The organism is Empedobacter sp. UBA5528 (assembly GCF_002426075.1).
Lineage (GTDB): Bacteria > Bacteroidota > Bacteroidia > Flavobacteriales > Weeksellaceae > Empedobacter > Empedobacter falsenii_B.
The window spans coordinates 14,371-28,218 of the sequence record NZ_DINY01000025.1 but is presented as its reverse complement, the minus strand read 5'-3'; the positions used below and the strand labels follow the sequence as shown (position 1 = coordinate 28,218).

Sequence of the window (13,848 nt, the reverse complement as noted above, 5' to 3'; positions counted from 1 at the left end):
ACGGACACAAAAAATGTTTTTTTTATAATTATTCTAACTTTTTAGTATCTTTATGAATCTTCGTTTTTTGAAAAATCAATAAAAGACGAAAATTTATTAAAAACTTCCTCCGAAATTAGCACCTTCAAATAGTTTTAAAATTCCAAAAAAAGGAATAAAACTTAAAAGTAATACAAGATATAATATCCTATTTTTATAGTTAAAAATAATGGATATTACTGAAAAAAGTGGACATAAAATAAAAGACCCAAATCCAGTAATAGCTATAAAATCGAACATAAAATTTTGATTTCTTGCTATTTCAGTTCCATCAATACTATACATAACAATAAAGCATAGAAAGAAGAATATTGTCAATCCTATAAATACTCTTGATATGTTGATTTTGGTTGGCTGATTCATACAATTTATTTGAATAAAAATAAGTAAACTTTACAGAAAGCATCTCACTGAAAATAGTGATTTACAATTTTGNNTATCCAGCTGAGCTACTGGACCAATCCAAAATTCTATTACTAAAATTCGTCGGGGTGGCAGGATTCGAACCTGCGACCTCCTGCTCCCAAAGCAGGCGCGATGACCGGGCTACGCTACACCCCGAGTGGTGTTTTATTTCTAGCTTTAAAAAAGCGGAGAGACAGGGACTCGAACCCTGGCATCGGTTTCCCGATGACAGATTAGCAATCTGCTCCATTACCGCTCTGGCACCTCTCCTAACTTTTAAAAATAAGACTGATTAGTCTCATAAAGCGGTTGCAAATATATATTGACTTTTATTGCAAAACAAGTCTTTTTAGAAAAAAAATTAAATTATTTGGCTTAATTTTGGCTATTCAAAAGACTATTTAGAACTAAAAGAATGAATTTTAAAGGATTAGTATTTTCGGCAATTTCTTGTTTTTTTATTTTGGCTAGTTGTGCAACTAAAACAGTTCCACCAAAAACAATTACAAAAGTAATTCGTGACACAGTCATTATCAATTCAAAAACAGATCAACCGGAAATGACTCGAGCTGCAAAACTCGACAAGTACAAGGTGACAACAGATTATTATCCATCTATTTCGCAAGATGAACGTGTACGATTTTTAGTGTTACACTACACAGCAATCAACACAGAGTTATCGTTAAAAGTATTGACTCAGAAAGATGTAAGTGCACATTATTTGGTAAATGATTATGATGACAAAACAATTAATCTTTTAGTTGACGAAACAAAACGTGCATGGCATGCAGGTGTTAGTAGTTGGAAAGGATTGGATAATATAAACTTTTCTTCTATTGGTATCGAAATCGTTAATCTTGGAAACAAAGGAACGGATGCTTATCCAAATTACACGCCTTATCCAGATTATCAAATCAAAAAAGTAGGTGAATTGACACAAGATATTGTAAAACGTTATAATATTTCTCCTTTTAATGTAATTGGGCATTCTGATGTTGCGCCAGGAAGAAAACCAGATCCGGGTCCACTTTTCCCTTGGAAAAAATTATATACAGATTACGGTGTTGGTGCTTGGTACGATGATACAGACAAGTATGTATTTATGCAACAATATCCTTGGGATACAACAAGTTCCGTTTTTATCACACAAGTGCAAACTGATCTTAAGAAATATGGGTACAACGTTCCTACAAATGGAATGATAGACGCGCAAACAAAAAATGCAATTGTGGCATTTCAGATGCATTTCCGTCCAGAAAAATACGATGGAGTTGTAGATGCTGAAACTTGGGCAATCTTGAAAGCATTAAACAAAAAATATAATCCATAAATCAATTTTGATTTATAGTATGAAACTCCTACGTGTTAGGAGTTTTTTATGGAATAAACTTTCAGTAAAATAATATGAATAAATAGCTTAATTTTCATTAAAAATGGAATTGAGAGTTAAGAAAAATTGAAGTAATTTTATCCAAAATAATATAACATGGCTTTTAAAAGTTTGCGCCCAATTATTTGGACGAAAGATTTACAAAAAACAACAAAATTCTATAAAAAATTAGGATTTAAGATTGCTGATCAAAATGAAGATTGGATTTGGGCTTGCTTGCAAAAAGACGATGTAGAAATTATGTTGGCTTATCCAAATGAAGGAGCAGATTTTGAACGAGCTAATTTCACAGGTTCTTTTTATTTTGTTGTAGACAACGTAGACGAGTTGTGGAATCAAGTAAAAGATGATTGCGAAGTTGTATATGAAATTGAGACCTTTGAATGGGATATGCGCGAGTTTGCAATCTACGACAACAATGGTTATATCTTACAATTTGGACAAGAAATAGAAGTTACATTCGAAGATTAATTATGATCTCAAAACGATATTACAACATTATTTTAGCGATAATTATTCTTATTATTCCAATTGTTTTTTACATGATTATTAACACTATGGTTAGTATAAAATATGAAACCGACGGAGTTGACACTTGTATTTCTACTGTAACAGGAAAAAATCTTTGTTCGCAAATCGATCAACTAAAAGTTACTATTTATATTGACATGATTGTGATGATTTTCTGGTTAGCCTTAAGAAACTTAATCGTAAAAAAATAACTTATGGATTATCATTTCGAAGAAAAATTTGAACAAATTAATTTCTCAGAAAATCAAAATATATCTGGTGAATACGAGAATTGCGAGTTTATAAATTGTGATTTGAATGGATTAGATTTAAGCGATATCAAATTTATTCAATGTCAATTTATCGAATGTAATTTGAGTAATGTAACTTTAGAAAACACAAGCTTTCAGCAAGTTGAGTTTATGAATTGTAAAATGATAGGTTTTAATCTCGAAAATTCGAACAAATTTGGGTTAAGCATTTCATTTGAAAATTGTACGTTAAACGACTCATCTTTTTATGAATTACCGCTAAAAAAGACAAAGTTTAGCAATTGTTCTTTACAAAATGTAGAATTTTCTTTCGCAGATCTTAGTCAAGCTTATTTTATGAATTGTAATTTGGCTCACACCATTTTCTATCAGACCAATTTAAAGCAAGCCAACTTCAAAACGGCTTATAATTTCACGATAAATCCGAATGATAATCAATTGAAAGGCGCGCAGTTTTCCAAAGAAAATTGTGTTGGATTATTAGATTATCTTAGAATTACAATAAATTAAAAAAAGGTTTCGAATAAAATCGAAACCTTTTTTATGCTTTCTACTTATACTATTCTAATCAGAATAAATAATTTCAGATTATATTTTACTAAATCATAACATTTTAGAATAAATTACTTCTATATTTTATCAATTAGTCAATAATTATTTCTTGATTTAATAAATAATAAGATTATTATTGCATCTTTTTTTGATAAATTTTCTGAAATAAATCCAACTCAGATTATCAACTTAAAACTTTTCTTGACATTTTTTTAAGAAATTAAAAAAAATATTAGCGTATTATTTACACTAATAAAATAAAAAAGAAATTCTTTATCAAAAAAAGCATTATTATTATTCAATACATTATTTTAGATAAACTTAAGTCTATTAATTAAGTCAATACAAAATCACAAATAATGTACAACTAACACCATTTATTAAAAAATGAAAAAAATTTTTGTCGCAATTGCTCTACTATCCATTTTTGGAGCCACGGAATTGAAGGCTCAATATGCTTCTGAATATGACGGCGGTTTGGTCGTTAAATTAAATCCAGAAGGAAGTAAATATGTCCGATTTATTCTTTGGGGACAAACTTGGTTTCAGGATTACGAAGGAAAACACGCCAATGATGGATTTTCTATCAAACGAGCGCGCGTTCTTGCTTATTCACAAATCAATGATCGATTTATGATTTTAACACATTTTGGTGCAAATGGAATCTATGATAATAATCTTTCTCCGATGGGAAAAAGTACAGATGTATCGTTTTTCTTGCATGAAATGTTTTTACAATATAAGGTAACAAACAATTTAGCAATTGGTGCTGGAGTTCACAATTTTGGTGGAATTTCTCGTGGAAATGGTCAAGGTTCTATCAATATGTTGACCTTAGATAATAACAGAGCTGACTGGTCAACACTTGGTTTGTCTGATCAATTTTCAAATCATTTGGGAATGTTTGCAAAAGGGCGAATTGGAAAACTGAATTATCGTTTAGCATTAAGTGATGCTATTACTAATACTTTAGATGGAAACTCTTCGACAGTTTTAGAAAACGGACAAGAAAAGTATTTAGGAAAAGCGATACTTGGAGAAGGAAAATATGCGGTTTCAGGATATTTTGATTATCAATTTTTAGATCAAGAATCAAATGCTTTACCTTATCGCGTTGGAACCTATTTAGGAACTAAAAAAGTATTTAACATCGGAGCAGGATTTTTCAATCAAAGTAATGCAATTGTCAAAAAAGAAAATGATAATTTGATTGGAGAAAATGTAACTCATCTTGCTGTTGATGCTTTTTATGATGCGCCAATCGGAAAATCTTCTTCGATAACAGCTTATGCGAAATATCAAAATTCGGACATGGGCGAAAATTATGTACAAGGAAATGTTGTAGGAGATGGAAATCAGTTTTCTGGACATGTCGGGTATTTATTGCCTAAAAACATCAAAGAAGGAGAAGGAAAATTCCGTAATAGAATTCAGCCGTATGTAGGATATTCTTACAGAGATTTCAAAGGTCTAGTAAAGCCTGCAAACGAATTAAAATTAGGTGGAAACTGGTACATTGATGGTCAGAATGCTAAAATTTCTGTAGAATATCAAAAATCTTTCGATCAACCAAAACACATGGACGACATGATAACAATACAAGCAATGATATTATTATAAAAAAACACACAAGAATTAACACAAAAACACATTATTTATGAGCGAAACTGCTAACAAAAAAACAATCTGGAAAGTGATTGGTGCTTCCTCGATGGGAACGCTAATTGAATGGTATGACTTCTTTATTTTTGGAAGTTTAGCTGTTGTAATTTCTACTAAATTTTTCCCTGCTGACAATCCTACAGCTGCCTTTTTATCAACATTAGCAACATTTGCTGCTGGATTTGTTGTACGTCCATTTGGCGCGTTATTCTTTGGTCGATTAGGAGATATTATTGGTCGTAAATATACATTTATGGCAACTTTAGTATTAATGGGAGGAGCAACTTTTTTAATAGGATGTATTCCATCTTACGAATCAATTGGTTTTATCGCACCTTTATTAGTATTAATCTTACGTTTATTACAAGGTTTAGCACTTGGAGGCGAATATGGAGGTGCTGCAACATACGTAGCAGAACACGCACCAGACGGAGAAAGAGGATATTGGACTTCTTGGATACAAACCACTGCAACAGTTGGTTTATTTGTTTCGTTATTGGTTATTTTATTAACGAAAACATTATTATCAGAAGAGCAGTTTGACCTTTGGGGATGGCGAGTTCCATTTATCTTATCAATCTTAATGGTTTACGTTTCATATTTGATTCGTAAAAATATGGACGAATCGCCAGCTTTCAAAAAAGCAAAAGATGAAGGAACAACTTCTAAAAATCCTTTGAAAGAATCTTTCGGGAATCGTTACAATATGAAATTCGTTTTATTAGCACTTTTTGGAGCTGTGATGGGACAAGGAGTTGTGTGGTATACAGGTCAGTTTTACTCGATGAGTTACATGAAAACGGTGATGAATGTAGAATCTGATCAAGTAGATTCTTTGTTAGGAATTGCTTTATTATTTGGTACACCTTTCTTTGTGTTCTTTGGATGGCTGAGTGATAAAGTTGGTCGAAAATGGGTGATGTTAATCGGAATGATTGTCGCTGTATTCTCGTATCGACCAATTTACGAATCAATGTATCAAACAACAAATCTTGAAAATAAAGAAGTAATTGCAGCACAAACAATTGAAAAAGCTGAAATCAAAAATGTTGACGAAAAATCTGATTCTATTTATACAATTCAAAAATCATTTACAGATGGCACGACTTATAAACAAGTTACAACGCTTCATTTAGAAAATGGTCAAGCAAAAATTGTAGATGGAAAAGTAAGTGAAATTGTAAAAAAATCGACACATATTAATAGTGGTGATAAATGGAAATTAGTTGGATTAATTTGGATTCAAATTATTTTTATCACAATGGTTTATGGTCCAATTGCTGCGTTCTTAGTAGAAATGTTCCCTGTTAAAATTAGATATACATCGATGTCTTTGCCTTACCACGTAGGAAACGGAATTTTTGGAGGTCTTTTACCTGCTGTTTCTACTTATTTGGTAACAAATGCCAAAAACAACGGAGATCCACAGTTTTACTTAGAGGGTCTTTGGTATCCTATTGGAATTGCGGCTGTTTGTTTTATCATCGGAGCAATTTATATCAGTAATAAAGACAGAAATGTTAACTAAAAAACTAATTAGAAATGGAAACAATTAAAAAAATATTAGGAATCGTTTGGATCGCATTATCACTTGTTTTAGCCTACTTTTGTATCATGGAATTTGGAATTCCAAAATTATCATCAGGTTCGCAAGATGATTTAGTATTCGGAATTATTATTCTATTTGTCCTTACACCAATTATAGTTATTGGAATGGCACTTTTTGGATATTATGCTTTACTCGGCGAATATAGCGAAGAAAAAATGTAAAAAACTACACACGAAATCCTCAACACATGTTGGGGATTTTTTATATAAAATGTATTTTCAATAAACGTTTTTATTAAATCCATAAAAAACAAATCATAAAACGTTAATATCTTTTTAAGAGTTTTAGCATAGTTTATGTCAATTAATTTTAAAATCAACAAAGGTACTCGAAGTTAAACTGAAATATAATTCAAATACAAAAAACCTTGCAAATACAAAGCTTTTCATTTATAATATAATTTCTAAAATTGTTTTATATCTGTTCTTTTTCCGTGATAGAAAAGTATTTTCCAGTGTTCTGTTTTCGCATCAACTTCCCACCGCAAACGATCTTCCATCGCTTTTACACCATCTACATCATTCTTGAAAGCAGCATGATATTTAAAATAATTTAATTGAGGTAGATTGTCAGCTCCATAAAATACAATTTCATCATTTTCTTTGATCCAAAAAACTTGTTGAAACGGAACGTGTCCTCCTGTTACTTCGAATTTGATATTATCCGTTATATTTCCACTATCATCATTCATCCATACAATATTTTTGAATGATTTCAACTTTTCTAAACGATCATAGTTATAAGAATTATTTGTTTGAACAACCGCATAATCATACTCGCGTTGTTGAATATAAATTTTTGCTTCAGGAAAGTTACATACAAACTGATCCCCTACCCAATTTCCAATTCCGTTGATATGATCTTTATGTAAATGCGAAATCAATACTTTCGTAATTTGATTTGGATTAATATTATATTCGCGTAATTTTTTTAGAATGATAGGTTCACAATCTACTTCAGTTCCGAAACCACAATCAATCAAAATATTTTCATCTCCAATTTGTATCAAAAATGGACGAACAATAAGATTATATCCGTCAGCGGGATTTTTAACATCAATATTATCACCTAAATAATGAAACTCTTTTTTTGCATCAACATGAAAAACACCTTCTAAAAGAGGAATAACTTTCATTTACTTTTATTTTTTACAAAGGTAATTCGTTTAGATTCTCTCTACAAAAAAAGGCTTCCAAAATAGGAAGCCTTAAAAATTATTATGATTCAAATCTTATTTTACAATTGTCATTTCATCAACGATGTGTTTTGCTCCAGCAAATTTATCAACAACCCATAAAACATAACGAATATCTACAGAAATCGTACGTTGTAATTTAGGATCAAAGATAACGTCACCAGCCATTGCTTCAATGTTTCCGTCGAATGCAATACCGATTAATTCACCTTTACCATTCATTACCGGAGAACCAGAGTTACCTCCTGTAATATCATTGTTTGATAAGAAATTTACGTGTAAATATCCATCTTTATCTCCATATTGTCCATAATCTTTCGCTTTCGCTAAATCTAATAAACGTTGTGGATTTTCGAACTCTTCGTCACCTGCGATGTGTTTTGCAACTGTACCTTCTAATGTTGTGAAATAGTTAGAAGCAACATCTGGTTGACGTTTTGGATTTGTACTTTTTGGTAAATTTTGAATAGAACCGTAAGTTAAACGTAACGTAGAGTTAGCATCTGGATATAAAATATTTCCGATTTTAGACTCACGTAAACCTTTTACCAATAAACGGAAGTTTTTAGAATAAACATCATTCAATTTTGCTTGTTCATCAGTTTGCTTAGAAGCTCTTTCTACTAAAGCATTTGACAAAACATATAAAGGATCTTTTTTCAAGACTTCTACATCTGGAGAAATTAAGAAATTCTCAACTTGTTTTTGATCAGCGAAGAAACTTCTTTCAACAGCATCATTTACATAAGCTGTAAAATTCTTGTTATTTTGCTTCGCTAAATCAGCAACATAAGGCGCTAAACCAGCTTCGCTCGCTTTAGAAGCATAAAGATTTAATTGAGCAGCCAATAAATCTTTTTCTAAAGGTAAATACATTTTTTCGTAATATGCATTGATTGCATTCTGAATTTTCGGACGCATTTCATCACGTTTTGCATCATTCGCTGCTGCATAGTTTTCTAATGCTTTTCCAATAGAATATGGCGCACTTGCTAAAGTTGAGTAACGCAATAAAATGTTGATGTAATTGTTATGACGAGCATCTAAATTTGTTTTCGCATAATAATTATTCAAATTCGAAACAACATCACCATATTCGGCTTTGTTTGCTCCTTTTTGAGCCCATTTATTGAATTTTTCTTCTTCTTTTGTTTTCTTCGCAACAGTTCCGTGAAGTTTTAAAGCTTCGATCATTCCATCACGATTTTTCCAATAGTTCGCAACTCCAGCATATTTAGAAGCATAATCAATATTTACTTTTTGATTTTGCTCCATATATTTTTTCATTTGATCCATTGTCACTTTAGAAGCTTCAACCCATGCAGGATAAGCGTACTCTACATTTTGAGCAACACCTTGCGCTGGCATCCAACGATTTGTACGACCTGGATAACCTAAAATCATAGCGAAATCATTTGGTTGATATCCTTTTAAAGAAACTGGTAAATGATGTTTTGGTTGCAACGGAACATTGCTTGTAGAATAAGCTGCAGGATTTCCATCTTTGTCACCATATACGCGGAACATAGAGAAATCTCCTGTGTGACGTGGCCATTCCCAGTTATCTGTATCTCCACCATATTTTCCAATAGAACTTGGAGGTGTTCCTACTAAACGTACATCCTCATAGTCTTGGTAAACAAAATAGTAATATTCATTTCCTTGGAAGAATGAACGAACAGAAACAACATATTTTCCGTTTTCACTGTTCTCTTTTTCAATTTTTGCAATCTCTTGGTTAATCGCTTTTTCACGATCTAACTCAGACATTTTATCATTTACAACACCTAAAATACGTTTAGAAACATCATCCATACGAACGAAGAAACGTACTTTTAAGCTTTTTGGTTTTAACTCAGCAGCTTTATCTTTCGCCCAAAAACCATCTTTTAAGTAATCATGTTCTGGAGCAGATAATTCAGCAATAGCACCATAACCACAGTGGTGATTTGTCAAAACTAAACCTTGACCAGAAACCATTTCAGCAGTACATCCACCACCAAATTGTACGATAGCATCTTTTAAAGAGTTATTGTTGATACTATAAATTTCTTCTGAAGTTAATTGTAAACCTTGTTTTTGCATATCACGGTGATTCAGACGTTCGATGAACATCAAAAACCACATTCCTTCGTCAGCTTTCACTTTAAAAGGAAAAAGCATAACCACTAAAAGCGTGGATAATAAAAATTTTTTCATTAGTTGTTTGTCTTCAATTTTACGATTTGCTAAAATAATTGATTATCTGAAGTTCTCCTAATCTTTAAGTATTTAATAAAGTTTTACTGAGGTTTTATTGTTAAAAAAAGATTATTTTTATTTAATTAACACAAAATTTGAATCGTGAAAGTAAAAATTAAAATCATTAATCTACTTTAGGTTATGATTGGTTTTATAGAACAAAAAAATCCGAGAAAATCTCGGACTTTTTACTTTATATCAAAACTTAATTAAGCTTCTTTATTATCTTGAGGTTTATCCTCTTTTTTCTCTGCTGATTTAGCAGGTTTTTCTGTTCTCTCTGGTTTTGGCAACAAAGCTTTACGAGATAATTTCATTTTCTTTTTATCATCGTAACCTAAGAATTTAACATCAATTTTATCACCGATGTTTACAGAATCTTCAACTTTTTCAAGACGTCTGTGCTCTAATTCAGAAATGTGAACTAAACCTTCAACTCCTTTTGCAATCTCTACAAACGCTCCAAATGGTTTGATAGATTTTACAACTGAATGATATGTTTCACCAACTTCTGGAACGAAAGCAATTTGTTTGATTCTTTCTACAACACGATCGATGTTTTCTTGAATCACACCATTGATTTCTACACGTCCTGTTGTATCTAACTCAGTAATTGCAATAACTGTTTCAGTTTCTTTTTGCATTTCTTGAATTACTTTTCCTCCAGGTCCGATTACTGCTCCAATGAATTCTTTAGGAATTTCAATTACAACAACTTTTGGTGCATTTGGTTTCAATTGTGGACGAGGTGCTGGTAAAGTTTCTAATAATTTACCTAAAATGTGCTCACGACCTTCTTTTGCTTGTAACAAAGCTGTTTCCATGATTTCCATAGATAAACCTTGTACTTTAATATCCATTTGACAAGCTGTGATACCGTCTGCAGTTCCTGTTACTTTAAAGTCCATATCTCCTAAGTGATCTTCATCTCCTAAGATATCAGACAATACTGTAAATTTCCCTGATTTAGTATCTGTGATTAACCCCATTGCAATACCTGAAACTGGTTTCTTCATTTGTAAACCAGAGTCCATAATTGCTAATGTTCCTGCACAAACTGTTGCCATAGAAGAAGAACCGTTAGATTCTAATACTTCAGAAACAATACGAACTGTATAAGGACAATCGTCAGGTAACATTTGCGCTAAAGCACGTTGTGCTAAGTTTCCGTGACCAACTTCACGACGAGAAGTTCCTCTTAATGGACGAGCTTCACCTGTTGAGAATGGAGGGAAATTATAGTGTAAAAAGAATTTTTCGTCGAAGTTTGTTACAACTCCATCAACCATATTAGCATCTTTAGAAGAACCTAAAGTTACTGTAGCTAATGCTTGAGTTTCCCCACGTGTGAAGATTGCAGAACCATGAGTTGATGGTAAATAATCAACTTCTGTCCAAATTGGACGAATCGTTTTTGGATCACGTCCATCTAAACGAATTCCTTCGTTTAAGATTAATTGACGTACAGCTTCTTTTTGTACATCGTGGAAGTAAATGTGAGCAAAAGGAGTTACACGAGCTAACTCTTCTTCATCTCCTTCGTATTGAGCTAAGAAATCTGCTTCAACTTGAGCAAATTTATCACCTCTTTCGTGTTTATCAGATGGGTGTTTAGCGATATCATAAAATTTATCATATCCATAAGCCCATACTTTTTCGCGAATTTCTTCGTCGTGTGTTTCGTGGCTATATTCACGTTTTGGTAAAGATTTACCTACTTTCGCTGCTAAACTTTCTTGTGCTTCAATTTGTTTTTTAATTTCTNNCTTCAATTTGTTTTTTAATCTCAGCATGAGCAAATTCAATTGCGTCTAACATTTCACGTTCAGAAATTTCGCTCATCTCCCCTTCTACCATTACAACAGAATCTTTAGAAGCACCAACCATAATGTCGATATCTGCTTGGTCTAATTGTTCTTTTGAAGGATTAATCATTAACTCACCATTCAAACGAATAACGCGAGCTTCTGAAATTAATGTGAAAGGAATATCTGTAATTGCAATGGCTGCTGATGCAGCTAAACCAGCTAAAGCTTCTGGCATTACATTTTTGTCGTAAGAAATAAGTGAGATCATGACCTGAACCTCAGCATGAAAGTCTTCTGGAAACATTGGGCGTAAAACACGGTCTACAAGACGCATTGTTAATACTTCATCATCTGATGGTTTTGCTTCTCTTCTGAAGAAATTCCCTGGGATGCGTCCTGCAGCGTAAAATTTTTCTCTATAATCTACTGTTAAAGGTAAAAAATCTACACCTGGATTTGCTTCTTTGTTTGCTACAACTGTAGCTAATAACATGGTGTCGCCCATGCGTACAACCACAGATCCGTCAGCTTGTTTTGCTAATTTCCCTGTTTCGATTGTAATTTCTCTTCCGTCTGAAAGAGTAATTTTTTCTGTGATCGCCTGTGGAATCATTCGTCTTCTTAGTATTTAATTCGTCTAAAGTTAAAGCCGTTTGCTTTAACTGCATTATATAAAGATAAATATCTTATTTTAATTTATAACAAAAAAAAAGGCAATTTCTACGTAATTGCCCTTTTATATTGTGTTTAAAATTACTTACGTAATCCTAATTCAGCGATAATCGCACGGTATCTTGTGATATCTTTTTTCTTTAAGTAGTTTAATAACGCTTTACGCTTACCAACTAACATAACTAATGATCTTTCTGTATTAAAATCTTTGTGATTTTTTTTCAAGTGACCAGTTAAGTGGTTAATTCTGTAAGTGAATAATGCGATTTGCCCTTCTGCAGATCCTGTATCTGTTGCAGATTTACCATGCTTTGCGAATAATTCGCTTTTTACTTCTGATGTTAAGTACATGCCAATATTATTTAATAATTATTATGTAATGAGGTGCAAATGTACAACTATTATATGAAATAATAAACTTTGTACAAAAATAAAAGTGACCGATTGGTTAATTCGGTCACTTTTTAAAAATTTGGTTTAGTTTGATTTAGATAGATAATAGAAAGTGATGTTTTAATTTCTACTAAATCAGATAGGTTTGTTAGTTGTAAAAGACTTGCTTTCACGATTTTTGGTTGGTAGGTTAAAAGTCGGCTTAGTTTTTTAATAAGTAATTAATAGGTTGGTTAATAATTATTAAAAATAGGTTTGGGTAGGTAAGATTAATCTTCTATAATTCGTATTTTTTTATTCGTGATAACTTTTATCGGATACACAATTTTTTCATTTTCTGTTTGTATTGTCATACATATATTATTAATTGCAATTATCACGCCTTTTGTCTCATCTTCTATGATTACTTTTTGTCCAATTTCAAAATTCCTATTTGTGTAAAACGACAATAATAATCTATAAATAATATCTTTAGAACCTAATCCAAATGCAATTGCCAATGTCAAAAATATTGATCCTAAAATTAATGACAGATTATTTGTAATTAGCTCTGTATTAACACCTGCTTGATTTAATGAAGTAATTATCGTAAAAATAAGGATGATATAAAAAATGATATTACTAATAATATTTGCTCCGTTTAAATCAATTGATTTAATTAAACTTCTTAAAAAAGTTTTGATATAGTTAGCCAAATAAAATCCTCCAGCAAATATTAACACTGCACTAAAAAATTGTGGCAGATAATCTACAATTCTTCCTATTTGGTTAGAAACGACTGTTAATCCAAAAATATCAGATCCTATAATAATGATTAACAAAATAATAAACAATCGTACAAATTGTAAAATAATCTTAGAAGGATCTATTTCAATAGAGGAGTTTTTCAACGCTTCACTGTTGTTTAAAGCATTTTTTAATTTATCTATCTTAGATAATTTTAATATGTACTTAGTCAATATTAGAATCAATCTTAGCAAGATATATGACAGGATAATGAATATAATACCTCCTACAACTTTAGGAAAAACGAGTACCATTTCTTGATATAAACTTTCTAACAAGCTAAAATTTAAACCTATATTCATATAATCTATTTA

At 31.5% G+C, this 13,848-nt stretch carries 12 protein-coding genes, 2 tRNA genes and 1 pseudogene; 7 read left to right on the top strand and 8 right to left on the bottom strand.

What is annotated here, in order from left to right; translation table 11 throughout:
* Positions 1-96 precede the first annotated feature (96 nt).
* The 3 genes from B4L98_RS05200 to B4L98_RS05190 all read right to left on the bottom strand — a co-directional run bounded on the left by B4L98_RS05200 (position 97) and on the right by B4L98_RS05190 (position 714).
* Entirely contained in the window at positions 97-402 is a 306-nt protein-coding gene (locus B4L98_RS05200) for a hypothetical protein (RefSeq protein ID WP_180906354.1), read from the bottom strand.
* A gap of 123 nt (positions 403-525) precedes the next feature.
* Positions 526-600: transfer RNA gene (locus B4L98_RS05195), tRNA-Pro, on the bottom strand.
* A 30-nt stretch (positions 601-630) separates the two neighbouring features.
* Positions 631-714 (bottom strand) — tRNA-Ser (locus B4L98_RS05190).
* Between the two features lie 145 nt (positions 715-859).
* Here B4L98_RS05190 and B4L98_RS05185 point away from each other — a divergent pair.
* From B4L98_RS05185 to B4L98_RS05155, 7 genes are all read left to right on the top strand, one after another.
* On the top strand, positions 860-1,774 hold the full coding sequence (locus B4L98_RS05185; RefSeq protein ID WP_114999956.1) for an N-acetylmuramoyl-L-alanine amidase: 915 nt from the start codon (positions 860-862) through the stop codon (positions 1,772-1,774).
* A gap of 156 nt (positions 1,775-1,930) precedes the next feature.
* Positions 1,931-2,305, top strand: coding sequence for a VOC family protein (locus B4L98_RS05180; RefSeq protein WP_038333665.1), 375 nt, complete (start codon positions 1,931-1,933; stop codon positions 2,303-2,305).
* 2 nt (positions 2,306-2,307) lie between these two features.
* The gene (locus B4L98_RS05175; RefSeq protein ID WP_180906344.1) at positions 2,308-2,556 is read left to right on the top strand and encodes a hypothetical protein; all 249 of its coding nucleotides are present in this window, start codon (positions 2,308-2,310) and stop codon (positions 2,554-2,556) included.
* 3 nt (positions 2,557-2,559) lie between these two features.
* Positions 2,560-3,126 (top strand): pentapeptide repeat-containing protein, encoded by a 567-nt coding sequence (locus tag B4L98_RS05170; protein ID WP_180906343.1) that lies wholly within the window; start codon positions 2,560-2,562, stop codon positions 3,124-3,126.
* A 429-nt stretch (positions 3,127-3,555) separates the two neighbouring features.
* Complete coding sequence (locus tag B4L98_RS05165; RefSeq protein ID WP_114999950.1) at positions 3,556-4,788, top strand: hypothetical protein; 1,233 nt, start codon at positions 3,556-3,558, stop codon at positions 4,786-4,788.
* A 37-nt stretch (positions 4,789-4,825) separates the two neighbouring features.
* Positions 4,826-6,358 (top strand): MFS transporter, encoded by a 1,533-nt coding sequence (locus B4L98_RS05160; protein ID WP_180906341.1) that lies wholly within the window; start codon positions 4,826-4,828, stop codon positions 6,356-6,358.
* Positions 6,359-6,372: 14 nt separating this feature from the next.
* Positions 6,373-6,600, top strand: a complete 228-nt coding sequence (locus B4L98_RS05155; RefSeq protein ID WP_125350389.1) for a DUF6814 family protein — start codon at positions 6,373-6,375, stop codon at positions 6,598-6,600.
* Positions 6,601-6,842: 242 nt separating this feature from the next.
* Here the strand turns inward: B4L98_RS05155 and B4L98_RS05150 are convergent, their stop codons facing one another.
* From B4L98_RS05150 to B4L98_RS05130, 5 genes and pseudogenes are all read right to left on the bottom strand, one after another.
* A complete protein-coding gene (locus B4L98_RS05150; protein WP_038333657.1) occupies positions 6,843-7,574 on the bottom strand; it encodes an MBL fold metallo-hydrolase in 732 nt (243 codons plus the stop codon).
* 96 nt (positions 7,575-7,670) lie between these two features.
* Complete coding sequence (locus B4L98_RS05145; RefSeq protein WP_038333656.1) at positions 7,671-9,833, bottom strand: S46 family peptidase; 2,163 nt, start codon at positions 9,831-9,833, stop codon at positions 7,671-7,673.
* A 251-nt stretch (positions 9,834-10,084) separates the two neighbouring features.
* Positions 10,085-12,296: pseudogene (locus tag B4L98_RS05140) on the bottom strand (polyribonucleotide nucleotidyltransferase).
* A gap of 140 nt (positions 12,297-12,436) precedes the next feature.
* Positions 12,437-12,706 (bottom strand): 30S ribosomal protein S15, encoded by a 270-nt coding sequence (rpsO, locus tag B4L98_RS05135; protein ID WP_038333654.1) that lies wholly within the window; start codon positions 12,704-12,706, stop codon positions 12,437-12,439.
* Between the two features lie 311 nt (positions 12,707-13,017).
* The gene (locus B4L98_RS05130) at positions 13,018-13,836 is read right to left on the bottom strand and encodes a mechanosensitive ion channel family protein (protein WP_280050084.1); all 819 of its coding nucleotides are present in this window, start codon (positions 13,834-13,836) and stop codon (positions 13,018-13,020) included.
* Positions 13,837-13,848: the final 12 nt, after the last annotated feature.

What these genes read in the sequence shown, in the direction of transcription:
- B4L98_RS05130 (WP_280050084.1), bottom strand. Translation starts at nt 13,836, where the DNA reads ATGAATATAGGTTTAAATTTTAGCTTGTTAGAAAGTTTATATCAAGAA.
- B4L98_RS05160 (WP_180906341.1), top strand. Translation starts at nt 4,826, where the DNA reads ATGAGCGAAACTGCTAACAAAAAAACAATCTGGAAAGTGATTGGTGCT.
- B4L98_RS05185 (WP_114999956.1), top strand. Translation starts at nt 860, where the DNA reads ATGAATTTTAAAGGATTAGTATTTTCGGCAATTTCTTGTTTTTTTATT.
- B4L98_RS05180 (WP_038333665.1), top strand. Translation starts at nt 1,931, where the DNA reads ATGGCTTTTAAAAGTTTGCGCCCAATTATTTGGACGAAAGATTTACAA.
- B4L98_RS05170 (WP_180906343.1), top strand. Translation starts at nt 2,560, where the DNA reads ATGGATTATCATTTCGAAGAAAAATTTGAACAAATTAATTTCTCAGAA.
- B4L98_RS05165 (WP_114999950.1), top strand. Translation starts at nt 3,556, where the DNA reads ATGAAAAAAATTTTTGTCGCAATTGCTCTACTATCCATTTTTGGAGCC.
- B4L98_RS05175 (WP_180906344.1), top strand. Translation starts at nt 2,308, where the DNA reads ATGATCTCAAAACGATATTACAACATTATTTTAGCGATAATTATTCTT.
- B4L98_RS05150 (WP_038333657.1), bottom strand. Translation starts at nt 7,574, where the DNA reads ATGAAAGTTATTCCTCTTTTAGAAGGTGTTTTTCATGTTGATGCAAAA.
- B4L98_RS05155 (WP_125350389.1), top strand. Translation starts at nt 6,373, where the DNA reads ATGGAAACAATTAAAAAAATATTAGGAATCGTTTGGATCGCATTATCA.
- B4L98_RS05145 (WP_038333656.1), bottom strand. Translation starts at nt 9,833, where the DNA reads ATGAAAAAATTTTTATTATCCACGCTTTTAGTGGTTATGCTTTTTCCT.
- rpsO (WP_038333654.1), bottom strand. Translation starts at nt 12,706, where the DNA reads ATGTACTTAACATCAGAAGTAAAAAGCGAATTATTCGCAAAGCATGGT.
- B4L98_RS05200 (WP_180906354.1), bottom strand. Translation starts at nt 402, where the DNA reads ATGAATCAGCCAACCAAAATCAACATATCAAGAGTATTTATAGGATTG.